Raw genomic sequence first — 22,712 nt, forward strand, 5'->3', positions numbered from 1 at the left:
CCGCACGCGTGTGGCCACGGATGCGCGCGGATCGTCGGCCCACAGCCGCCAGGGACGCGGTTCGAAGGCGTCGCGGACGGTGGCGGCCAGTTCGGCCTCGCCCTCGGGGTCGGTGCCGAACCGCGCGAGGACGGGGGTGGCGAGGGCGCGCAGGCCCGCGTCGTCGTCCCGCAGGGCCAGTTCGTCCAGGGCCCAGGACCAGTTGGTGCCCTGGGCCGCGTACCTGCGCAACAGGACGAGTGCGTCCCGCCTGCCGTAGGAGGCCAGGTGCCCGAGCACGGCGAGGCTGAGGCCGGTGCGTGACTCGTCGGTGTCGAGGACGTCCTCGGCGTCGAAGAGGTGGGCCTCGACGGCGTCCAGTTCGCCGTGCAGGTCGAGGTAGAGGCGGGCGTAGTAGAGGGAGCGGTTCTCCACCTGCCAGTCGTGGCGCGGGTCGTGGAGCACGCAGTGGTTCAGCGCCTCGAGCGCTTCGGAGCGCGGGGCGGTGAGCGCGTGCAGCGTGCCGTCGCCGCGACCCCGCTGGAGCAGGCCGAGCAGCGTACCGCTGGGCGCTATGACCGGATCGAACATGGGAAACAGCCTCACATCAAGCGTCGACGCAACCGGGGACCTGCATTACCTGGCCGCGTGCCAACACGTCGGGGCGCCCGCCGTTTCCTGCTTGCCGTAGACCATCTTCCTCTGCCTCTCGTCGGTGGCCCCTGCGGGCCGCGTCACGGCCCGCGCGGTGCGGCAACATCTGCCCAGCCATCGCGTCCGTGAATCACGTCGTCATGATGACCCGGCGGTCACATCCGCCGCGACCGAATTCCGGCGGCCCCGCACCGCCTCCCCGTTCACCGTGTGTTTCCGGCGCCGCGGCCGTGCCGTCGCCGGCCGGTGCGCGCGCGTTCGCGCTGCCGCGCGGCCCGGTGCCGTCCGGCGCGTTCCGGCGGTGCGCCTCAGTTCTCGCCGAACAGCTCGAGCAGTTCCGTGCGGGCGAACATTCGGGCCGTGTCGACGGCCGAGGGGGCGCCGGCGGCCGGATCGGCACCGCCCTGCAGGAGGGCCTTCACCACTTCCGTGTCGCCCTTGAAGGCGGCTCCCGCGAGCGGGGTCTGCCCCCGGTCGTTGATCCGGTCGGCGTCGGCGCCGCGCTCGAGCAGCGCGCGGACCGCGTCGGCGTGGCCGTGGTAGGCGGCGAGCATCACGAGCGAGTCGCCCCGGTCGTTGGTGAGGTTGGCCGGCACGCCCGCGTCGACGTAGGCCACGAGCTCCTCGGTCCGGCCGCTCCGGGCCATGTCGAAGATCTTGGTCGCCAGCTCCACGACCTCGGGGTCGGGGGCTTCAGTCATATCGGCCGGACCGCCTCTCGCCACGGATCATTCCGCACATCGGGGACAGGGCGTACGTCTGCGAGCGGTGCAGAGCCGTACGGGTGAATCGCCAGAGTACTGGCTCGCGCGGCACACGGGCCGACGTGCCCGAGGCAAAGATCACCGCAGATCGGACGGTGCGCAACCCCCCACGTCGTTCGGGGCGGGAACGGTCCGCCGACCGGGCGAAATCGAAAGATTTTCACCCAGTTGCACCTTTTATCGTATGGATACATGCTGTGATCCTGGAAGTACTCATGGTGACTGTCCCCCCGTGAACCAGGAGAACTCACATGATCCTCTCGATCTCAGGCGTCGTCCTGCTCGGCATCGTCCTGTTCATCCTCTGCCGCAAGGACGGCCTGAAGCCGTTGCACGCCGTGGTGGCGATGCTGTTCGGCTTCTACCTGGCCAGTACGGCCATCGCGCCGAGCATCAAGGCCGGCGGCGAGAGCCTGGCCGGTCTCCTCGGCGGCATCAGGTTCTGAGCCGAGTCCCCCGAACCCCCCGACTCCCGTATCCCACGCCCTGGAGGCAGCAGTGGTCCCGCGTCCCCTCCCCCGCATCCTGAGCGACCGCGGCGCCCATCTCGCCCGGGGCCGGGAGCTGGCCCGGACGGCGGCCGACAGCGCCACCGACATCCTCCATCCCCTGATCACGATCGCGCGCGGACTGCGCCGGCTGGCCTCGGCCGGGCGGCGCAGGGTGGCCGACACCCCCAAGGACCGGCGCGGCGCGCTGTTCCTCCTGGTGGCGTCGGTGCTCCTGGTCGTGCTCCTGCTCCCGTACGGTCCGCTGCTCGCCACCGTGGGCCTGACGGCGGCGGCGGCCTGGCAGGGCAGGGACCGCGCCCCGGCCGCGCCCGAGGGTCCCGACGAATCGCAGACGCGACGCCTGCGGTCGCTGTACGACGCCCTGGTCCCGTACTTCTCCTCGGCCGGTGACCCCGACCCCCTCTACACCCACGGCGGTTCGTGGGAGAAGGCCTTCCCGGCCTACGAGTTCGACGGCGCGGGCCGCATCACCCACCTGGTGATCGCCTATCCCGCGTACTACACCGACGGCGAGGCGGAGTCCCGCGCCCGGATCGAGCACCTGCTCGCCGCCAAGTCGGGGCGCGGACGCGAGTACCGCTTCGCCTGGGACGAGGAGGGCAACCAGCTCACCGTCCGGGTCCTGCCGCCCCTGCCCGCCGGCATCGCCGCCCAGCGCTTCGTGACGTCTCCCGGCGAGACGGTCCTCGGTTTCACCGACCCCGCGCAGGTGCGCCGGACCCTGCCCCTCGTCCACGGCGGGGAGCGGCGCGACGTCCCCCCCGTCGTCTGGCGCACCGGCATCCGCTCCACCGAGCCCCACCTGCTGGCCGTCGGGCAGCCCGGCAGCGGCATCTCCACCCTGCTGCGCTCCGTCGCCCTCCAGGCGCTGCGCCACGGCGACGTGGTGATCGTCGACGGCGGCGGCACCGGCGAGTACGCGTGCCTGACCGGCCGGGACGGCGTGCTCGCCGTCGAGTGCGGCCTGACGGGGGTGCTGGAGCGTCTCCGGTGGGCCGCGCACGAGACGGAGCGCCGCCTGATCGCCGCCAACCGCGCCCACCAGGCGGGCGATCCGCCTCCCGAGGACACCAAGCGGCCGCTGTGGATCCTGCTGGACCGCCCCGGCACCTTCACGCACCTCGCCACCGCCGACGGCCGGGAGGACCCCCGGTCGCTGCTCCAGATCCCGCTGCGGCACGGCCGCCCGGCGAACGTCACGGTCGTCGTCGCCGAACAGCTCGACAGTCTGGAGACCCTCGGCGACGCGGTACGGCAGCACACGCGCGCGCGTGTCGTCCTCGGGTCCGCGACCCCGGAACAGGTGACGGCCGTCCTGGGCGCTCCCCCGCACACCACGCCTCTCGACGAGGTCCCCGCCGGCCGCGGCTACGCCCGCCTGGGCACGGGGCCGGTGCACCGCCTCCAGGTCCCGGCCACGCCGAACCCGTACGACGACACGGCCGAGGACGGCCACCGGCAGGCGGTGCTGGACCTGCTCCCGGCCCGTTCCGCTCAGGACGGCGCACGGACGGGGCCGACGCGCAAGGAGCCGGAGCGGACGGCCCCGGAGGCCGGTCCCGTGCGCGGGACCCCGGCGGGCACGGCGTTCCCGGGCAAGCACTCCACGGAGAAGGGGCCCGTGGACCCGGCCGCCGCGGACGGGACCGTCACGGAGCCGCGCACCGCGCACGCGGCGGACGCGGACGAGACGCCTCAGGAGCCGGTCCCCCTGGAGGCGGCGGCCGCCGAATCCTCGTGAGGGCCGCCCGGCGCGCACCGGGCGGCCCGTCCCCGGGCACCGGCACCGCTCCGTCCGTCACGCCACGAAGATGCGCGGCGCCTCCGCCCCCGACGTCCCGCCGTTCTCGACCACCCGCGCCGCCGCGGCCAGCCGTACCGCCGCCTCCTCGGCCACCGCCCCGCCCACGGTGAAGGGCAGCCGCACATACCCCTCGAACGCCCCGTCGACCCCGAAGCGGGGCCCCGAGGGCGCCCGCACCCCGACCCGTTCCCCGGCCTCGGCGATCCGCGACCCCGAGAGCCCCCCGGTGCGCACCCACAGCGTGAGCCCGCCCCGCGGGACCTCGAACTGCCAGTCGGGCAGTTCCCGGCGCATCGCGGCGACCAGCGCGTCCCGGTTCTCCCGGGCCTGTGCGCGCCGGATCTCCACGGCCCGCTCCCAGCCGTCCGTGCCGAACAGCCAGTTCACCGCCAGCTGCTCCAGGACGGGCGTGCCCAGATCGGCGTACGCGCGTGCGGCGACGAGGCTGCGGATCACCTCGGGGGCCGCGCGCACCCAGCCGATGCGCAGACCGGCCCAGAATGCCTTGCTCGCCGAGCCGACCGTGATCACCGTGGATCCGGCCGGGTCGAAGGCGCACACGGGACGCGGCATCTCCACGTCCGGGTCGAGCCAGAGCTCGCTCATGGTCTCGTCGGCGACCAGCACCGTGCCCGCCGAGCGGGCCGCGTCCACGAGCCTGCGGCGCTGGTCCTCGTCGGCCAGCGCGCCGGTGGGGTTGTGGAAGTCGGCGACGACGTACGCGATGCGCGGCGCCGCCTCGCGGAGCACCTGGCGCCAGCGGTCCATGTCCCAGCCGGCCAGTCCCTCCGCCATGGCCACGGGGACCAGCCGCGCCCCGGCCTCCCGCATCAGCTGGAGGATGTTGGCGTAGGACGGCGACTCGACGGCGATGCGCTCGCCCCGTCCGCCGAAGAGGTGGCAGATGGCGTCGATGGCGCCCATCGCCCCGGTCGTCACCATGATCTGCTCGGGCATGGTCGGGATGCCCCGCGCGGTGTACCGGTCGGCGATCGTCGCGCGCAGCGCGGGCAGTCCGGCCGGGTAGTCGCCGTGGGTGTGCGCGTAGGGCGGCAGTTCCTCCAGAGCGCCCTGCACGGCCCGGGTGAGCCAGGGCTCGGGCGCGGGCAGCGCGGCGCAGCCGAGGTCGATCATCGAGCCGAGGGCCTCGGGGGGCAGTGGTTCCAGCCCTCGCGCGGGGACCGGGTTCCCGGCCGGGACGGCGGTCCAGCTGCCGGCACCGCGCCGCGACTCCAGGAAGCCCTCCCCCCGCAGTGCCTCGTAGGCGGCCGCGACGGTGGTGCGGCTGACGGACAGGGCCAGGGCCAGTTCCCGCTCGGCGGGCAGCCGGGCGGCCACGGGGACGCGCCCTTCGAGCACCAGGAGCCGGACGCCGTCGGCGAGGGCCCGGTAGGCGGGCGGACGGCGGGTGCCGGGGCCGGCCGGACGGTCCTGCTGGGAGGTGAGCAGCCGGGCGAGCTGCGCCGCACCCACCGCCGAGGTCCACTGTGCCATCCGGATCAGTCCACCTTCCTCGAATTGGCCATGGATGAGATCTCCGTCCCGGCCACATGGTGTCACGCGTCGGTCCACTTCCACCACAGGGGGACACCTTGACCAGCCACCCGCCCCGGCACGGGCGTCTCGTCCGGCGGTTGTTCCAGCTGTACGCGGGACTGGCGCTGTACGGCGCGAGCTCGGCGCTGCTGGTCCGGTCCGGGCTCGGCCTGGAGCCGTGGAACGTGCTGCACCAGGGCCTGGCCGAGCGCACGGGCCTGTCGATGGGCGTGGTGCTCACCGTCCTGGGCGCGGCCGTGCTGCTGCTCTGGATCCCGCTGCGCCAGCGCCCGGGGCTGGGGACGGTCTCCAACGTCCTGCTGATCGGCGCGGCCATGGACGCGACCCTGACGGTGGTGCCCGAGGCGCACGGCACGGTCCTGCGCGGGGTGACGACGGCGGCCGGCATCGTGCTGAACGGCGCGGCGACGGGGCTGTACATCGCGGCGCGCTTCGGTCCGGGGCCGCGCGACGGGCTGATGACGGGGCTTCACCTGCGCACGGGGGTGTCGGTCCGGCGGGTGCGCACGGCGATCGAGGTCGCGGTGGTCACCACGGGCTTCGCCCTCGGGGGCACGGTGGGGGTGGCGACCCTGCTGTACGCGGTGACGATCGGCCCGATCGCCCAGCTGTTCCTCCGGCTGTTCGCGGTCCCCCCGGCATCCGGCGGCCGCGCGGTCGTTGCCACGGGTCCACCGCACGGGGCGATACTGCGTCCGTGACCCCACCGATACGCCACCCCTACCTGGACCATCCCGGCCCGATCGCCTTCGCCCACCGCGGCGGGGCCGCGGACGGCCTGGAGAACACCGTGCGCCAGTTCCGGTGCGCCGTCGAGGCGGGTTACCGCTACATCGAGACCGACGTCCACGTCACCCGCGACGGCCGTCTCGTCGCGTTCCACGACGCGACCCTGGACCGGGTGACGGACGGAGCGGGCCCGATCGCCCGGCTGCCGTGGCGGGAGGTGGAGCAGGCGCGGGTGGCGGGCCGGGAGCCGGTGCCCCTGTTCGAGGAACTGCTCGCCGTCTTCCCCGGGGTGCGGTGGAACGTCGACGTCAAGGCCGAGCCGGCCCTCCTGCCCCTCCTGGAGCTGATCGAGCGGACGAACGCCTGGGACCGGGTCTGTCTCGGCTCGTTCTCCGAGGCCCGGGTGGTGCGGGCCCAGCGGCTGGCCGGGCCCCGGCTCGCGACGTCGTACGGCACCCGGGGGGTGCTGAACCTCCGGCTGCGGTCGTGGGGGGTGCCGGTGACGGTGCGCGGGTCGGCCGTGGCCGCCCAGGTGCCGGAGGTCCACTCCGGCGTCCCGGTGGTGGACCGTCGCTTCGTGCGCGCCGCCCATGCGCGCGGGCTCCAGGTGCACGTGTGGACGGTCAACGAACCCGAGCGGATGCACCGGCTCCTGGACCTGGGGGTGGATGGCATCATGACCGATCACATCGGCACACTGCGCGAGGTCCTGGAGGACCGCGGGATCTGGGTCTGACACCCCGCCCGGCCACCGAGCGCGTTCACGGGGAAGCGAGGGCACGGGTGGGCGACGACACCGTGCGGTCACCGGCGGCGGACGAGGCGGCCGGCCGGCGGTACCAGCAGCGCGGCTGGTACGTCTACGACTGGGCGTGCTCCGTGTACTCCACGAGCGTGCTCACCGTGTTCCTCGGCCCCTACCTGACGTCGGTCGCCGAGGCCGCCGCGGACGCGGACGGGTTCGTGCACCCGTTCGGCGTTCCGGTGCGCGCGGGGTCCTTCTTCGCGTACGCGGTCTCCCTGTCGGTGGTCCTGGCCGTGCTCGTGATGCCGCTGGCGGGCGCCGCCGCCGACCGCACCGGCCGCAGGAAGCCGCTGCTCGCGGCCGCCGCCTACACCGGCGCCGCCGCCACGGCGTGCATGTTCCTCCTCGAGGGCGAGCGCTACCTGCTGGGCGGCGCGCTGCTGGTCGTGGCGAACGCGGCGCAGTCCGTGGCGATGATGCTCTACAACTCCTACCTGCCGCAGATCGCGACGCCCGGGGAGCGGGACGCGGTCTCCTCACGGGGCTGGGCCTTCGGTTACGCGGCGGGGGCCCTGGTCCTCGTCGCCGATCTGGTCCTCTACACCGCCCACGACCGCTTCGGGCTCTCCGAGGGCATGGCGGTCCGCATCTGCCTGGCGTCGGCGGGCCTGTGGTGGGGCGCCTTCACCCTGGTGCCGCTGCGGCGCCTGCGCGACCGCCGCGTCCCCGCGCGGGAGGCGGGCGCCCCGACCGGCTTCCGGCAGCTCGCGGCGACCCTGCGCGACATGCGCCGGCACCCGCTGACACTCGCCTTCCTCCTGGCGTACCTGGTCTACAACGACGGCATCCAGACGGTGATATCGCAGGCCTCGGTCTACGGTTCGAAGGAGCTGGGGCTCGGGCAGTCCACCCTCATCGTGGCCGTGCTGCTGGTCCAGGTGCTGGCGGTGGCGGGCGCGCTGGCGCTGGGCCGGCTGGCGCGGATCCACGGGGCGAAGCGCACGATCCTCGGTTCGCTGGTCGCGTGGACGGTGACCCTGGCCGCCGGGTACTTCCTGCCCGCCGGGGAGCCGGCGTGGTTCTTCGTCCTGGCCGCGGGGATCGGCCTGGTCCTCGGCGGCAGCCAGGCGCTGTCCCGGTCGCTGTTCTCGCACCTCGTGCCGCCCGGCAAGGAGGCCGAGTACTTCTCGGCGTACGAGCTGAGCGACCGCGGGATGAGCTGGCTCGGGCCGCTGCTGTTCGGGCTGACCTACCAGCTCACGGGGAGCTACCGGGACGCGATCCTCTCACTGGTGGCCTTCTTCGTGCTCGGTTTCGCGCTGCTCGCGCGGGTACCCGTACGTCGGGCCGTGGCCGAGGCGGGGAACCCCGTTCCGGAGAGGATTTAGCACTCGGCACGAAAGGGCGGTAGTGTACGCGTTTGGCCTGCCAGGTGTACCGTTACTGCGCGTCAAAGATGCCGAAACGCTGTGTCATATCTGTCATCAGATGTGACAAACCGGGCGCCGGTGGGTACTGCACTGGTTGAGAAGGCTGCGGCTACGACGGCGACACATACCCCGGAACGGGAATCTTTACCGCCGACCGGACGTTGACCGGATGACGACGACAGCGACACCTGTCCTGTGGGCGACAAGCCCGGGAGGCACGATTCATGAGTGAGCGAGCTCTTCGCGGCACGCGCCTCGTGGTGACCAGCTACGAGACGGACCGCGGCATCGACCTGGCTCCGCGCCAGGCCGTGGAGTACGCATGCGAGAAGGGGCACCGCTTCGAGATGCCCTTCTCGGTCGAGGCGGAGATCCCGCCGGAGTGGGAGTGCAAGGTCTGTGGTGCCCAGGCACTCCTGGTGGACGGCGACGGCCCCGAGGAAAAGAAGGCCAAGCCCGCGCGTACGCATTGGGACATGCTGATGGAGCGGCGCACCCGAGAGGAACTCGAAGAGGTTCTCGAGGAGCGTCTCGCCGTTCTGCGTTCCGGTGCGATGAACATCGCGGTTCACCCCCGGGACAGCCGAAAGTCGGCTTGATCCCGGCGGAGGATCCAGGCGGGAGCACCCGGCACAGCAGCGCAGAGGGCCGCGGGCGCCGTACCTACGGGTACGGCGCCCGCGGTCCTCTGCGTGTCCGGGCCAACGCACCGCTGCCCCGAGCCGCGGTGCGCCGGCCCCCGGCGGCTCCCGCGGCGCTCAGCGGGAGAGCGGCGGGCGGGGGCCCTGCGGGGAGTCGTCCGGCACGGTTCCGGGCTCCTCCCGGATCACCTCGCCCTGGACGACCTTGCCGTCGGGCCGGTGGATGCGCGCCCGCTGGAAGGCGTCGCCCAGGGAACCCCGGGCGGCCTCACGGAGCTTGCGTTCGAGGGTGCGCTCGGCGTAGCGGCTCACGGCCTTCTGGACCGGGGGCACGAGCAGGAGCAGGCCGGCCGCGTCGGAGAGCAGGCCGGGGAGGATCAGCAGCAGTCCGCCCAGCATCATCAGGCCGTTGCCCTCGCTGTTCGGCCGCGGCTCGGCCGGCCCGCCGTTCTGCTGCTGCTGCAGTGTCTCGGCGAGGTTCCTGAAGGCGCGCCGGCCGGCCCGCTTGACGACCACCGAGCCGAGGGCCACGCCGGCCAGCAGCACCAGCAGGACCACCAGTCCGTTCGACGCCCCCGCGACGACCGTGAGCAGCCAGACCTCCAGCACCAGCCACGCGGCGACGCCGAGCGGCAGGAAGGTGCGCGGCCCGGAACGTCGGGGCCGGGCGGAGTGCGGGGTCTGAGTGCCAGTCGTCATGCTCCCAGTGTGCCGAACGCCGGCTCAGTACGGGATAAGCGGGACCTCCGCGACAGCGGGCCGTCCCGGGGCGCGCCGCTCCGGGACGGCCCGACCGGACAGGCGCGACCTACGACTTGGCCTGCTCCGTGTGTCCGGGCCGCTCCGTCCCTGCCGGCCCGGCGGCCCGTTCCGCCCGCCCGTCCGGGTCCGGCTTCCCGGTCCGCCTGTCGTCCTCGCGTCCGAGGACCTTGCCGACCCTCTCCCCCACGCCCCACGCCGTGACCCGCCACAGTGCCTCGACGAGGATGTCGCGGCTCATCTTCGAATCGCCGAGTTCCCGCTCGACGAAGGTGATGGGCACCTCGACGACGTGGTAGCCGGCCTTGACCGCGCGACGGGCGAGGTCGACCTGGAAGCAGTAGCCCTGGGAGGCCACCTCCTCCAGGCCGAGACCTTCCAGGGTCTCGCGCCGGAACGCCCGGAAGCCGCCGGTGATGTCGCGCAGCGGCAGGTCGAGCGCCATGCGCGAGTAGAGGCTGCCGCCGCGCGAGATGTATTCCCGGGACTTGGGCCAGTTGACCACCCGGCCGCCGGGCACCCAGCGTGAACCGAGCACCAGGTCGGCGCCCTTGAGGGCGGTGAGCAGACGGGGCAGTTCCTCGGGCTGGTGGGAGCCGTCGGCGTCCATTTCGACCAGTACGCCGTAGCCGTGCTCCGCGCCCCAGCGGAAGCCCGCGAGGTAGGCGGCGCCCAGGCCCTCCTTGCCCTTGCGGTGCAGCACCCGGACCCGGTCGTCCTCGGCGGCCAGTTCGTCGGCGAGCGCGCCGGTGCCGTCGGGGCTGTTGTCGTCGGCCACGAGAACGTCCGCCTCGGGAACGGCCTTGCGCACCCGGCCGACGATCGCCTTGATGTTCTCCGCCTCGTTGTAGGTCGGAATGATCACCAAGGCCTTGCCGAGCGGGCCGAAAGTCCTTCCCTGGGCATCCGCCGCGCGGGCCCCCTCGCCGTCGTTCACTGCAGCCCCTTCATCTCCTGTGCGGGGTCCCACCATAGTGGTCCGGCATCCCGCGATGACGGGAAAGGACGTTCGTATCGTGTTATGGATTCTCGGGGGTCTCCGGGGACTCGGGCGGCGGCGTGCCCCCGCGTGCGCGGCGCGGGGGCCCGGCGCCCTTCGGGCCGACCTGGGACCCGCCGGCTGCGGGTCGACCTGAAGCCGTTGTCTACTGAGCGACCGGGCCCCACGCGGGATCACACCCTCCCGACCCGTCGGAACCTTCTCTCCGCGTCGCGCCGGCGCCGAGCCGGCTCCCGGTGGCGGTGGACCGTGCGGCACACCGTCCCCGGACCGGCGGCGCCGCCGCGCGTGAGCGGAGGTTCCCGGTCGGGCGTCGGTGGCCCCGGCCGAACCTACCGGCCCTCCGCCGTTGTCTGTCAACGACCGTGCGGTCCGCGCCGCGTGGCGCTCGTGCCCGGTCGCCGGGCCGAGGCGCAGGTCGCGCGGCGGGGACGCGCCACGTGATCGTCTCCGGGCGGCCGGCGCGGATCACTCGCCCGGCCGCACGAAGACCGTGCGGCCGCCGACCACCGTGCGCAGGCAGACGGGGAGGTCGCCGCCCGGGGTCAGGTCCGGCAGGCCGGGGGTGCCGGAGCGGGGGTCGGTGGACCACCGCGCCACCCGGTCGTCGGGCGCCTGCACCACGAGGGCGCCGGTGTGCCAGACGGCGTAGTCGGCGGGCGCGCCCGGCACCAGGACGCCCGCGTCGTCGCGCCCGATCGCCCGCCAGCCGCCGCGCGTGTGCGCGGTGAACGCGGCGCGCACGGAGACGCGGTGCTCCGGCGTGCGGTGGAAGGCGGCGGCCCGGACGGTGCCCCACGGGTCGAGGGGGGTGACCGGGCTGTCGGAGCCGAAGGCGAGCGGGACACCGGCGCGCAGCAGGGCCGCGAAGGGGTTCAGGGTGCGGGCCCGCTCCGCGCCCAGGCGCCGGGCGTACATGCCGTCCTCGCCGCCCCACAGGGCGTCGAAGGCGGGCTGGACGGAGGCGGTCAGGCCGAGTTCGGCGAAGGCGGCGATGGTCACGGGGGTGAGCATCTCGGCGTGTTCGACACGGTGCCGGGCCGCGCGGACGCGGTCGAGGCCGACCTTCCCGGCGGCGGCGCGCATCCCCCCGGTCACCGCGGCGACGGCGGCGTCGCCGATGGCGTGGAAGCCCGCCTGGAGGCCCGCCTCGGTGCAGTCCACGACGTGGCGGGCGATCGCTTCGGCGTCGAGGTGGGCGGTGCCGGTGTGGCCGGCGTCGGCGTACGGGGCGTGCAGGCACGCGGTGTGCGAGCCGAGGGCGCCGTCGGCGAACAGGTCGCCCGCGGCGCCGGCCGCGCCCAGCTCGCGCGCCTTGGCGACGTTCCGCTCGGCCCAGTAGCCGACGACGCGCGGGCCGGGGCCTTCGGCGGCGAGCCGCAGCAGGCCGGTGAAGTCGTCCTCGGAGGAGATCTCCGGGCCGCCGCACTCGTGGACGGTGCCGATGCCGAGCGAGGCGGCGTGCGCCAGCGCAGCACGCTGGGCCTCGGCGCGCTGGGCGGACGTGACGGCGCCCAGGGCGGCGGCGCGCACGGCGTGGTGGGCGTCGCCGGTGAGAGGTGCGTCCTCGCGGGCGGCCCCGCCGGCGTCCCCGCGGGCGACGAGGTCGAGCAGCGCGGTGCTGACCACCGCGGAGTGGACGTCGATCCGGCTCAGGTACAGGGGCCGCCCGCCGGTGGCCTCGTCGAGTTCGGCACGGGTCGGCGGACGTCCGCCGGGCCAGCGGGCGGCGTCCCAGCCGTGTCCGAGCAGGACCTCGTCGGCCGGCCGGGCGAGGGCGAACTCCCGCACCCCGGCCAGTGCGACCTCCAGGGAGGGCGCCCCGGACAGGTCGAGTCCGGTGAGCGCCAGTCCGGTGGCCGTGGTGTGCACGTGGGCGTCGGTGAACGCCGGGGTGACCAGCGCCCCGTCGAGGTCGACCACCTCGTCCACGCCGTCCGCGAAGGAGTCGGCGGCACCCTCGGAACCGACCCAGGCGACCTGACCGCCCTCGACGACCATCGCGGTGGCGAAGGGGTCGGCGGGGCTGTGGACCTCTCCGCGGCGGAGCAGGACGGTGCGCGGCGGGTCTGCGGGCTGCGGGGCGGTGCGTTCGCTCATGGCCCCCAGTCTCGCCCCTGGGAGGGTCCGGCCCGCACCCAGGGCGCCGTTCACGCTCCGGGCGCGCCTCCCGCACGCCCGCGCCCCCGCGCGGGCGGTCTCAGACGCGCGGCGGCCGGGCCTCGTACGGGGTGGACAGGACCACGGTCGTCCGGGTGGAGACACCCGCCAGCGAGCGCACCCGCGCGAGCAGTTCCTCCAGCTGGTGCGGGGTGGCCACGCGCACCTTGAGGATGTAGTTCTCGTCGCCCGCGACGCTGTGGCAGGCCTCGATCTCGGGCACGCCGGCGAGGCGGTCCGCGATGTCGTCGGGGGCGCTGGGGTCGAACGGTTTGACCGAGATGAAGGCGGTCATGGGCAGGCCGACGGCATCCGGGTCGACCACCGCGGCGTAGCCGCGGATGACCCCGCGCTGTTCCAGTCTGCGCACCCGCTGGTGCACGGCCGACGTGGACAGGCCCGTGGCCTTGCCCAGGTCTGTGTAGCTCATCCGCCCGTCCTTGACGAGCAGCTGCACGATCTGTCGGTCCAGCTCCTCCATGGCGCAAGAACCTACAGTGCCGTCGATCCCGTGGGACACCTGAGCCGTCCGGGTCGTGGCCGGATCCGCGGGGCGCCGGGGCCCGCCCCGCCCCCGGCGGGGGACAAAGCCGTCGCAGGGGACACCCGCGACCGACATGTGACGAACGCCACAGCGTTCGAACGGTCTCCGTGATGTTCCCGTGATTACCCCCCACGGGAGGCGGGAAGTGCTTGCTGTGGTCGAGGCCGCAGCGCCTTCACGGCCCAGCCCGAGGGGGAGAACCCATGCAGAGTCTTAAGCGCCCTGGTCGCAGCACGCCCAAGCGGCAGCAGCCGGTCGTCGAACTCGTCCCGGAGTACGTCGATCCCGACGCGCTCGACGACGAACTCGACGCGTACGACACCTTCGAGATGTACCGGGTCGTGTGCCCGGACTGCGCGCAGTCGATCGCCCTGCTCGCGGACGAGGAGGTCCTGCCCGAGCACGCGCTGTGCGCCACGCCGTGGAACCCGTTCGGGCTGACGGTCTGCGCCGGTACGGGCCGCAGCGCCGACGACGCGCGGCCGGCGGACGAGTCCGCCACGCCCCAGGAGCAGGACACCGCCCTGCTCCTGACGCTCCCTCAGGGACTCGACTGGCGCACCCAGCCGTTCTCGCACGTCGGTGGTCCGGCTTCGCGCCCGATGAGGATCCCCGCCCTGCGGCGCCACGCGGCCTGAACCGCCGCGGGCGTCCCGTCCGCGGGTCGGACCGGCCCGCGGACGCACACCGGTACACGACCGGCGCGCCCGGCGCAGCGGCGTACGCGTGCCACTCCCGCCGCGCGCACCGGGGGCGCCGCCGGGCACCGGAAACCGGATCGTCCGGGGTCGGCCGCGAACGCACGCGCTATTCGGCCGGTCGGTGACCTGCCCGGCCGCTTGCGCGTTGCCCGGGCATGACGACCCCTGCGCACTCGACGACCGGGCGTCGGCGCACCGTCCTCGCCCCGCCGTCCGAACAGCAGCCCTCGTCCCGGCCCGCGCCGCAGCCCGTGGCCCGCACCGCGGTCGCGCCGCCGCCACCGCCCCGGCCGCCGGATCCGCCGATCTACCGGGAACTGATGCGGGCCTGGGCCGACGAGGGCCGTTCCCTGCCGGGGCGGCACGACCCCGAGTGGGCCCGGCTCGCGGCGCCCTGGCGGGGGCTCGGTTCGTTCAGCCCGTCTGCGGCGGTCCCGCGAGATGGCGGGCGATGACCATGCGCTGGATCTGGTTCGTTCCCTCGACGATCTGCAGGACCTTGGCCTCGCGCATGTAGCGCTCGGCCGGGAAGTCCGCGGTGTACCCGTAGCCGCCGAGGATCTGGACGGCGTCGGTGGTGACCCGCATCGCCGTGTCGGTGCAGTGCAGCTTCGCCATGGCCGCCTGCTTGGCGAACGGCCGCCCGGCGTCCCGCAGCCGGGCCGCCGTGAGATACAGCGCGCGCCCGGCCTCGATCTGGGTGGCCATGTCCGCGAGCATGAACCGCAGCCCCTGGAAGTCGGCGATCGGCCGCCCGAACTGCCGTCGCCCGGACGCGTAACCGAGTGCCTCGTCGAGCGCGGCCTGGGCCAGGCCGATCGCGCAGGCCGCGATACCGAGCCGTCCGCCGTCCAGCGCCGACAGGGCGATCGCGAAGCCCTGCCCCTCCTCGCCGATCCGCCGGTCGTCGCAGACCCGTACGCCGTCGAGGTGGACCTGCGCGGTGGGCGAGCCCTTCATGCCCATCTTCTTCTCCGGCACGGCCGCGCTCAGCCCTCCGGCGTCGCCGGGGACCAGGAACGCGGTGATCCCGCGCGGGCCCTCCTCCCCGGTGCGGACCATGACGGTGTAGAAGTCCGCGATGCCGCCGTGCGTGATCCACGCCTTGGTGCCGGTGAGCGTCCAGTCCCCTCCGTCCTCGCGCACCGCCCTGGTCCGCAGCGAGGCCGCGTCCGAACCGGAGGAGGGTTCGGAGAGGCAGTAGGCGCCGAGCAGGCCCCCGCCGAGCATCGCCGGCAGGTACTCGGCCTGCTGTTCCTTGGTGCCGTGGGTGGCGAGCGCGTAGCAGGCGAGGGTGTGCACGCTGACCCCGAGGCCGACGGTCAGCCGGGCCGCGGCGAGCTCCTCGAGGACCTGGAGGTAGACCTCGTACGGCTGGTCACCGCCGCCGTAGGCGGAGTCGTAGGGCAGCCCGAGCAGTCCGGACCCGGAGAGGAGGGCGAAGACCTCGCGCGGGAAGCGGGCCGCGTCCTCCTCCTCCGCCGCCTTCGGGGCGATCTCGCGCTGTGCGATGTCGCGGACGAGCGAGATCAGGTCCCGTGCCTCGTCCGTGGGCAGTTGCCGGTCCACCGGCTGCGGGGCGTGGTCGGACATGGCGACGCTCTCCTCCCTGTTCGGGCACGTCGGCGGTTCTGCGCCTCGGGTTGGGGGCGGCTCCGCCGGGGTCGTTCCGGCGCCTGGCCGAGGATCGGCCTCCGGGTCTCGGAGACAGCCGGCCAGCCGCTGTGAGCTGTGAGTATGCCCGATCGAGCAGGGCACGTCACTTGTTAACGACCGCTTACTCCAAGAATTTTCCGGACGCCGGAAACAATCCGCGCCGTTGACCGCACCGGCCCGGCCCTCCTACCGTTTCGCTCCGCCGCACCACCGCGTTCACACGGGACGGCGCGCGCATCCCCTCTCCCACGGGGAGGCGCGCCCGGACGCCGTTCCGGCACCGCTCCCGCGGGCACGCGCGCCCGCCGCCGCACTCGCCGTCGGCCCGTACGCCCCGGTGGCGCCGCCGTGCGGGGTCGTCCGGTCGGCGCGACCAGGTGAGCGCGGGCGGGCGCGCCGGGGGCGGAGGTCCCACGGGGGGATCTCCGCCCCCGGCACGGCGCCGTCGTGTCAGGTGTCGCGGCGGGCGGGCTCCGGGGCCGGGTACGCGGGGTCCAGTTCCTCGATGGCGCGCATGGCTCCGCCGAGCGTCTTCACCAGCAGCTCGCACATGGTCTCGCGGGGCAGTCCGGGGCGGTCGATCCAGTCGAGGGTAGCGCCCTCGACGCTGCAGACCCAGGACAGCAGGCCCATCCGCGCCACGGGCGTGATGTCGGCGGTCCCGTACGCGCCCTCGGCGATGGTCGCGACGATCGCCTCGCGCACCCCGTCCCGCACGGCGTGCACCTCGGCGTCGAAGCCGACGCCGCCGCTGACGATCGTGCGGTACGCGGCCTGGTTGTGCTCGGCGTAGCGCAGATAGCTGTCGACGGTGCGGTGCACCCGCTCGGCGGGCGGCAGCTCGACACCGCCCGCGGCGAAGGCGACCAGCCCTGCGACCGAGTCCTGGATGATGGCGAGGTAGTAGCCCCGCTTGGAGTGGAAGTAGTAGTAGATCAGCCCTTTGGCGACATGCGCCTGACGTGCGATGTCGTCCATGGAGAGCGCGTCGTACGACGTGTCGGCGAACAGTTTCCTGCCGATGGCGATGAGTTCGGCACGACGTGCCAGCGAACGCTCGGTGCCGCGCGCTCCGGGACGCGCGGCGGATTGCTGACTGTTGTTCAATCCTCACCTGGTTTCCTGCGGAGGGCGGGACATCCGCAGTATGGCAGGTCGGCCCCGGAGGAGACCGGAGCCGTCCGGAGACCGGAGCGGCCCGGAGACCGGAACGGTCAGAGGAGCCCGAGCTGCGTCACGAACATCGCGACGACCACGACGAGGGTCCATCCCATGAGGTGTTCGAGGATCTTCGGGCCGTCCTCCCGGGGACCTCCGGTGCGGGCGCCGGGAAGGGCGGGGGCGGTGACGGTGGCTGCGTTCGCGGTCATGGCTTCTCGCTGGTCTCGGGGAGGGCCGCGGACTCCCCCGCGGCGCTGTCCACCTTGCCACCGCAGGCGGCTTTTGCGGCCGAGAGCTTGGTCACACGGGGCACGCCGGGACGGGCCCCGCGGCCCGCGGTGGGGCGGGCCCGCCCGCGGTGGGCGGTCTCCTCCCGCGGTGGGCCGCGCTCGCCGGAATCCCCCGCCCGCGCGGGGCGTCGCACCGGAGGAGCGTCGACGCGCAGGCCGCACCGCACCGGCCCCGGCGGGCCGGCGGCCGGCCCCGGGCATGCGGCCGCCTCGAGGCCGGGGTCCGTCCGCGGCGCTGCGCGGGGTACGCGGGCTCCGCCCCCGGAGGTCCGCGGGGCCGCCGCCGGCCGGCGGTCCGGTCAGGTCAGTCCGAGCGACCGCAGGACGCGCTGCTGACGTGGCGCCGGACCGACGGGCCAGAAGATGTAGCAGACTCCCCCCGTACCCCCTCTGACCTGCCCGTTCGCGTCGTAGCGCTTCGTCCTCAGCCAGATGTTCTCCCACTCCCGGCGCCGGTAGACGCGGCGGACCGAGGCGTTGTCCGGGGAGGCGGGGTCGTTGGCGATGACGTCGCCGTCGGGAGTGAAGCCGATCACGGCCATCAGGTGCCCGGCGGTGCCGTATCCCGCTCCGGTCAGCTCCTCCTCGCGGAAGGACTGGGACGTGATGACCGGGATGCCGGCCGCGATCAGCGCCTCCAGGTCGGTCAGCGAACCGAGCCGGGTGACGACGCCCTGGATGCCCTCGAAGGTGGCCGCGTAGGCCGCGTTGAACGGCCAGTTGCCGCAGCCCGCGTACTGGTGGTCGTAGGTGTGGCGGGCCGCGTGGCACACCTGCGGGTCGGTGTAGGACGGGTCGACCCAGGCCAGTTGCTCCTCGGTGAGCCGGCCTCCCCAGTACTCGACGATCATCTGCGAGGAGGTCGGGCTGCACCAGGCCTCGCCGCCGTTGTCGTACTCCGGGTACCGGCCCTTGTGGATCTCCTGCGAGTAGCGCGGGACGATCAGCTCCCGGGCCGTGCGGGGCGTGGACGCCGGGACGGTGAAGCGGTCGGGGACGTCGGAGCCCATCGCCCCGAGCCGCCAGACGGTCGGGGTGAGCTTCGTGCCGGGACGGCGGTAGAGGGTCAGCCGCAGCCGGTACGAGGCCAGGCGCAGGCCCGAGGCCGTGTCGTCGACGGCGAGGGTGTCGGTCCACACCGTGCTCCGGCCGTCGCCCTGGTCGTCCACCGAGGTGCGCCGGATGTCCTGGTCGCCGGCCGCCCAACGGCCCATCACGTACCAGGGGGTGCCGGTGCCGTCCGTGTACGTGGCCTGCAGTTCGGCCTGGATCCAGGTGCCGTCGGGCGTGCGCGCGTTCCAGGAGACGATGGCCTCCGTCGCCGGCACGACGAGCCGGTGCAGGGGTGAGGTCCAGGTCGCGTACTCCCACGGGGCGGTGCCGCCGGTGTGCGGATCGGTGTAGTCGGTGGTGCCGGCCGCCTTCGCGATCACCAGACCGGGGCGCAGGCCCCCGATGGCGCGGGTGCCCTCGGCGCTGCCGGTGCGCCAGTCGGCGTACGAGGTCCAGGCCCGGTTGTCGACGTGGCGGGCCGCGGCCGCCCCTGGGTCCGCGGAACCGCCCGCCGGGCCTGCGGACCGGCCGGCTCCGGTGCCGGCGGACGCCGGGCCCGTGCCCGACGCGACGGCGGCGACGACCGCCGCGGCCAGGAGGGTTCTGCGGGAAGGCTGTTCGGCTCTGCTCATGGTGAAGACCCCCCGGGTGTCGGAGTCGGAGTCGGACTCGGAGCCGCTCCACCCGGTGGACGCGGGTCGGAGGGACCGTATCCACCGGGTGGAACGACGCCCGCCCACTATGGCCGCACCGGGGCGGGCCCGCCAGCACCCCGGGCCGTGCCGCGCCGACCGTCATCGGACTCGACCAGTGGCACGCGCGGCGGCGGCCGGTGTTCCGCCGGTCCGGCGGTCGGCGGACCCGTCGGCCCTGCGGTTCGTTCCGGGAGGCCGCGGGCGGGTCCTACAGTGGGAGTCCGTCACCGTCTCTCCCCCCGGCCCCTTTCGCCCGCCTCGCCATGGAACCCGTCATGCACGCTCTCGTCTCCCGCATCCGCCGTCTCGCCCCCTCCTGCGGACCGGTCCGGCTGGTCGGCGTCGACGGGCACGCCGGCTCCGGGAAGTCCACGTTCGCCGGGCGGCTGGCCGACGGACTGGGCGGCGCCCCCGTGCTGCGGCTCGACGACATCGCCAGCCACAAGGAGCTGTTCGGCTGGACCGGGCGGCTGTCGAGCCAGGTGATCGGTCCGCTCGGCCGCGGCGAACGGGCGTCCTACACCCCCTACGACTGGCGGGCCCGCGCCTTCGGGCCGCCGCGCCCGCTGCCGCCCGCCCCGGTGGTCGTCGTCGAGGGCGTCGGTGCGGGACGGCGGGCCCTGCGGCCGTACCTGGCGCTGCTGCTGTGGATGGACCTGCCCGCGGAGGCCTCCTGGGCGCGGGGGCGGGCGCGGGACGGGGAGGAGCAGCGGCACTTCTGGGACGGCTGGGTCGGGGCGGAGCGGCGGCACTTCGCCGACGACCCGTCACGTCCCTTCGCCGACCTTCTGGTTCGGGAGTGCGGGAAGGGATACGAGGTGCTTCCCGGGCCCGCGGGAGCCGTTGATCCACACCCGCCCTTCACGCACGGTGACGGTCCGTCCGCAGTGTGTTGAAGTCGTGAAGATCCCCTCCCGGGCAAGTCGCCGGAGTGCCCCAACTCCGCTTGACCGGGGGCCTTGCAGGTCTTACGTTCTCACTATGCGGCCCTTCGGAGCCGCCCGCAGACGCGAAGCCCCCGGTTGTTCCCCCGTGATCGGGGGCTTCGTCCTGCCCCGCTCGGCCCTCTCGGACGCCGAGCGGCATATGACGATCACTCTCGGTAACGACGCGGCGCGGGCGTTGCTCCTCCCCGCCGCCCCCCCTTGGTGGCCTCCGCGGGTGCGGCCCTCTACGGAGGTCGCGGCGCCGCGGGTACGATGCCTTCGGTGCGGCCTACGGACGCTGCTTCGCGCACCGTGCAACTCCGGTCCGCGGTACAGCGGTTCGCCCCAGGGCAGCCGGCGGGCGAGGGCCGGGGAGGCATACCGACGGGGCACGGTTTGTGGGGGACGTGATGGACTTCGGCACGCAGGGCCCGCAGGCCCCTGCCGACCTCGCCTGGGTGCGGGGCGTGGACGCCTACACGATGGGCGCCTATCCGCAGGCCGAGGAGGAGTTCCGGGCCGCGGTGCGGCTCGACCCGGGGATGGCGGACGGCTGGCTCGGGCTGCACGCGTTGCGGGTCGACACGACGGCCTCGCTGCTGCGGATGTTCCGGCACCGGGACCGCTTCGGCGAACAGCGCGCCCGGCACCGGCGCGCCCTCAACTCCTGGTACTGGCTCGGCTGGTGGGTGCAGCCGGTGCTGGAGAGCCCGCGTGACCTGCTGCTCGCGCACGCCTCCCACTGGCTGGACGGCCGCCACGTCCCCGAGCTGGACCGCGCCCTCGCCGGGCTCCCTCCGGTGGACACCGATCCGCAGGTCCGCTTCCTGCACGCCTGCCGCGCCTATCTGGTCAAGGACTGGGAGCAGTTGGTCCGGCACACCGATCCCCTGCACGGTGATCCGCTGCTCGGGATCGAGACGGGTCTGTTCGGCGGGATGGCCCGGGTGCGTCTGGAGATGTACGGGCAGGCCGAACCGCTGCTGTCGGCGGCCCTGATGCGCTGCCGCAGCGAGCAGCCGCAGCGCAAGGAGCTGCGCTACTGGCTGGCGCGCGCCCACGAGGGCACCGGCCGCAGCGCCGCCGCGCTCCCCCTGTACCGGGCGGTGCACCGGGTCGACCCCGCGTTCATGGACACGTCGGCCCGGCTCGCCGCCATCGCCGAGGGAGACGGCTACGACGACCCGGCCGAGCTCGGCACGGTCGCGCTCGGCGGCGCGGGCGGGGACCTGCTGGACGGCCCGGACACCCTCGACCCGCTGTTCGACAGCGAGGGCCGTGATCTGATGCTGTCCGAGGAGGAGCCGCCCGCGCCCGCGCCACCGGTCACGGGTCCTTCGGTGCGCGCGAGGACGGGCGACCCGGTGGCGCCGCTGCCGACCGGCCCCACCGATCCCGCCCTGCTGGAGGAAGCACTCGCCGAGCTGGAGCGCATGGTCGGTCTGGAACCGGTGAAGCGCCAGGTCAAGGCATTGTCGGCGCAGCTGAACATGGCGCGGCTGCGGGCCGGGCAGGGGCTGCCGGTGCAGCCGCCGAAACGGCACTTCGTCTTCTCCGGCCCGTCCGGCACCGGCAAGACCACGGTGGCCCGCATCCTGGGCCGGGTCTTCTACGCCCTCGGGCTGCTCGGCGGCGACCACCTGGTGGAGGCCCAGCGGGCCGATCTGGTCGGCGAGTACCTGGGGCAGACGGCGGTGAAGGCCAACGAGCTGATCGACTCCGCGCTCGGCGGGGTCCTCTTCGTCGACGAGGCCTACGCGCTCTCCAACTCCGGCTACGGCAAGGGCGACGCCTACGGCGACGAGGCGCTCCAGGTGCTGCTGAAGCGGGCCGAGGACAACCGTGACCACCTGGTGGTCATACTGGCCGGCTATCCGGAGGGCATGGACCGTCTCCTGGGCGCCAACCCCGGCCTGTCCTCCCGTTTCACCACCCGCGTCGACTTCCCCTCGTACCGTCCTTCCGAGCTCACCGCGATCGGCGAGGTACTGGCCGCCGAGAACGGCGACGTGTGGGACGAGGAGGCCCTGGACGAACTGCGGTCCGTCGCCGGGCACGTGGTGGAGCAGGGGTGGATCGACGAGCTGGGCAACGGACGTTTCCTGCGGACCCTGTACGAGAAGAGCTGTGCGTACCGGGACCTGCGGCTGTCGGCGTACCCGGCGTATCCGGGCACGCTGACCCGGGAGGACCTGGCGACGCTGCGGCTGCCGGACCTGATGCAGGCGTACGGGGAGGTGCTGTCCGGGCGGGGGCCCCAGGATCCTCCGGCGGCGTGACCCGACGGGCCTCCGGCTTCCGCTGCGGCCCCCGCCGGCGCGCGCCGCGGCGCCCGCTCCCGGAGCACCGCGCTCCCGAGGCCGGCCGGTGAGGCTCCCTCCGGGGCGCCGCCCCCGGGTCCGGTCGTCCCGGGGGCCGCTCCGGTGCCGGACCGCGCCGCGCCGTCCGGCGGCGGTCCGGGGCGGAACGCGTTCCCCGTGGTGGCCCGGCGGGTTCCCGGGTCAGTCCCGGGAGGTCCGGCCGGTGGTCTCGGTCCGCGCCACGACGAGCGCCCGCAGGGCCCGGGCGTCGGCGATGGCACGCTCCCGGGCGAGGCCCGGCTGGATGCCGAGCACCGGCAGGCTGGTGCCGTCGCTGAGGTCGAGGAAGACCCAGGCGTCCCCCGGGCGGAGGTTCACCTGGAGGATCTGGGCCCACTCCAGCCGGCGCCGGGTCACGATGTTGACGACGGTGACGCCCGTCCCGTCGGCGTCGACCCTGGGCCGGGCCAGCAGGACCAGGACTCCGGCCAGGAGGGCGGCGGTGAACACGAAGCTGAGGCGCTCGCCCGGGCTGAGCTGCGGGAGCAGGAGCGCGATCAGGGAGATGGCCGCGAAGAGCGCGGCGGCCGCGAAGAGCAGCACCGCGCGGGTGCGGCCCGGCCGGAAGGTGACGGGCAGGGCGGGCGGTCGG

General features: G+C 74.1%; 20 protein-coding genes and 1 pseudogene. 9 read left to right on the forward strand and 12 right to left on the reverse strand.

Going from position 1 to position 22,712, the window contains the following annotated elements; translation table 11 throughout:
- Positions 1 to 570 (reverse strand): annotated as a pseudogene (locus tag AOK18_RS14460) (HEAT repeat domain-containing protein); the annotation flags it as partial.
- A 371-nt stretch (positions 571 to 941) separates the two neighbouring features.
- Positions 942 to 1,334 carry an ankyrin repeat domain-containing protein gene (locus AOK18_RS14465; RefSeq protein WP_055574354.1) on the reverse strand — a complete coding sequence of 131 codons (393 nt, stop codon included), beginning with the start codon at positions 1,332 to 1,334 and terminating at the stop codon, positions 942 to 944.
- A 314-nt stretch (positions 1,335 to 1,648) separates the two neighbouring features.
- Here AOK18_RS14465 and AOK18_RS14470 point away from each other — a divergent pair, with 314 nt between their 5' ends.
- Complete coding sequence (locus tag AOK18_RS14470; RefSeq protein WP_042173973.1) at positions 1,649 to 1,843, forward strand: membrane protein; 195 nt, start codon at positions 1,649 to 1,651, stop codon at positions 1,841 to 1,843.
- Between the two features lie 52 nt (positions 1,844 to 1,895).
- Positions 1,896 to 3,650 (forward strand): P-loop NTPase family protein, encoded by a 1,755-nt coding sequence (locus AOK18_RS14475; protein WP_055694622.1) that lies wholly within the window; start codon positions 1,896 to 1,898, stop codon positions 3,648 to 3,650.
- 57 nt (positions 3,651 to 3,707) lie between these two features.
- On the opposite strand, the gene AOK18_RS14480 is transcribed toward AOK18_RS14475, so the two are convergent.
- Positions 3,708 to 5,207 carry an SCO1417 family PLP biosynthesis transcription factor gene (locus AOK18_RS14480; protein ID WP_055694623.1) on the reverse strand — a complete coding sequence of 500 codons (1,500 nt, stop codon included), beginning with the start codon at positions 5,205 to 5,207 and terminating at the stop codon, positions 3,708 to 3,710.
- A gap of 56 nt (positions 5,208 to 5,263) precedes the next feature.
- Between AOK18_RS14480 and yczE the strand changes: the two genes are divergently transcribed.
- The 4 genes from yczE to AOK18_RS14500 all read left to right on the forward strand — a co-directional run bounded on the left by yczE (position 5,264) and on the right by AOK18_RS14500 (position 8,773).
- Positions 5,264 to 5,971: a membrane protein YczE gene (gene yczE / locus AOK18_RS14485; RefSeq protein WP_079039922.1), complete on the forward strand. Its 708-nt coding sequence runs from the start codon at positions 5,264 to 5,266 to the stop codon at positions 5,969 to 5,971.
- A complete protein-coding gene (locus tag AOK18_RS14490) occupies positions 5,968 to 6,735 on the forward strand; it encodes a glycerophosphodiester phosphodiesterase family protein (protein ID WP_055574358.1) in 768 nt (255 codons plus the stop codon). The genes yczE and AOK18_RS14490 overlap by 4 nt, the downstream gene beginning before the upstream one ends.
- A 47-nt stretch (positions 6,736 to 6,782) precedes the next feature.
- Positions 6,783 to 8,132, forward strand: coding sequence for an MFS transporter (locus AOK18_RS14495; protein ID WP_055574359.1), 1,350 nt, complete (start codon positions 6,783 to 6,785; stop codon positions 8,130 to 8,132).
- A gap of 266 nt (positions 8,133 to 8,398) precedes the next feature.
- Positions 8,399 to 8,773 carry an RNA polymerase-binding protein RbpA gene (locus AOK18_RS14500; RefSeq protein ID WP_003977404.1) on the forward strand — a complete coding sequence of 125 codons (375 nt, stop codon included), beginning with the start codon at positions 8,399 to 8,401 and terminating at the stop codon, positions 8,771 to 8,773.
- 159 nt (positions 8,774 to 8,932) lie between these two features.
- On the opposite strand, the gene fxsA is transcribed toward AOK18_RS14500, so the two are convergent.
- From fxsA to AOK18_RS14520, 4 genes are all read right to left on the reverse strand, one after another.
- Positions 8,933 to 9,514, reverse strand: a complete 582-nt coding sequence (gene fxsA, locus AOK18_RS14505; protein WP_055694624.1) for an FxsA family membrane protein — start codon at positions 9,512 to 9,514, stop codon at positions 8,933 to 8,935.
- 109 nt (positions 9,515 to 9,623) lie between these two features.
- Positions 9,624 to 10,511 carry a polyprenol monophosphomannose synthase gene (locus tag AOK18_RS14510; RefSeq protein WP_055694625.1) on the reverse strand — a complete coding sequence of 296 codons (888 nt, stop codon included), beginning with the start codon at positions 10,509 to 10,511 and terminating at the stop codon, positions 9,624 to 9,626.
- A gap of 531 nt (positions 10,512 to 11,042) precedes the next feature.
- Entirely contained in the window at positions 11,043 to 12,674 is a 1,632-nt protein-coding gene (locus AOK18_RS14515) for an amidohydrolase (RefSeq protein WP_055694626.1), read from the reverse strand.
- 100 nt (positions 12,675 to 12,774) lie between these two features.
- Complete coding sequence (locus AOK18_RS14520; protein WP_042173992.1) at positions 12,775 to 13,215, reverse strand: Lrp/AsnC family transcriptional regulator; 441 nt, start codon at positions 13,213 to 13,215, stop codon at positions 12,775 to 12,777.
- Positions 13,216 to 13,481: 266 nt separating this feature from the next.
- Between AOK18_RS14520 and AOK18_RS14525 the strand changes: the two genes are divergently transcribed.
- Positions 13,482 to 13,916, forward strand: coding sequence for a hypothetical protein (locus tag AOK18_RS14525; protein WP_055571728.1), 435 nt, complete (start codon positions 13,482 to 13,484; stop codon positions 13,914 to 13,916).
- Positions 13,917 to 14,393: 477 nt separating this feature from the next.
- Here AOK18_RS14525 and AOK18_RS14530 read toward each other — a convergent pair whose 3' ends face one another.
- The 4 genes from AOK18_RS14530 to AOK18_RS14540 all read right to left on the reverse strand — a co-directional run bounded on the left by AOK18_RS14530 (position 14,394) and on the right by AOK18_RS14540 (position 18,771).
- Positions 14,394 to 15,572 (reverse strand): acyl-CoA dehydrogenase family protein, encoded by a 1,179-nt coding sequence (locus AOK18_RS14530; RefSeq protein ID WP_055694627.1) that lies wholly within the window; start codon positions 15,570 to 15,572, stop codon positions 14,394 to 14,396.
- 513 nt (positions 15,573 to 16,085) lie between these two features.
- Positions 16,086 to 16,742, reverse strand: coding sequence for a TetR/AcrR family transcriptional regulator (locus AOK18_RS14535; protein ID WP_055571730.1), 657 nt, complete (start codon positions 16,740 to 16,742; stop codon positions 16,086 to 16,088).
- 107 nt (positions 16,743 to 16,849) lie between these two features.
- Positions 16,850 to 17,005 (reverse strand): SCO1431 family membrane protein, encoded by a 156-nt coding sequence (locus AOK18_RS33025; RefSeq protein ID WP_107097841.1) that lies wholly within the window; start codon positions 17,003 to 17,005, stop codon positions 16,850 to 16,852.
- A 380-nt stretch (positions 17,006 to 17,385) separates the two neighbouring features.
- The gene (locus AOK18_RS14540; RefSeq protein WP_055694630.1) at positions 17,386 to 18,771 is read right to left on the reverse strand and encodes a peptidase C39 family protein; all 1,386 of its coding nucleotides are present in this window, start codon (positions 18,769 to 18,771) and stop codon (positions 17,386 to 17,388) included.
- A 338-nt stretch (positions 18,772 to 19,109) separates the two neighbouring features.
- Between AOK18_RS14540 and AOK18_RS14545 the strand changes: the two genes are divergently transcribed.
- Together AOK18_RS14545 and AOK18_RS14550 are read left to right on the forward strand one after the other, a co-directional pair.
- A complete protein-coding gene (locus tag AOK18_RS14545) occupies positions 19,110 to 19,730 on the forward strand; it encodes a nucleoside/nucleotide kinase family protein (protein WP_055694628.1) in 621 nt (206 codons plus the stop codon).
- A 440-nt stretch (positions 19,731 to 20,170) separates the two neighbouring features.
- On the forward strand, positions 20,171 to 22,039 hold the full coding sequence (locus AOK18_RS14550) for an AAA family ATPase (protein ID WP_055574632.1): 1,869 nt from the start codon (positions 20,171 to 20,173) through the stop codon (positions 22,037 to 22,039).
- A gap of 222 nt (positions 22,040 to 22,261) precedes the next feature.
- Here the strand turns inward: AOK18_RS14550 and AOK18_RS14555 are convergent.
- Positions 22,262 to 22,712 (reverse strand): PH domain-containing protein (locus tag AOK18_RS14555; protein WP_055694629.1); only part of this gene is annotated, 451 nt, incomplete at its 5' end.

Origin of the sequence: Streptomyces prasinopilosus (assembly GCF_001419695.1) — a bacterium.
Lineage (GTDB): Bacteria > Actinomycetota > Actinomycetes > Streptomycetales > Streptomycetaceae > Streptomyces > Streptomyces prasinopilosus.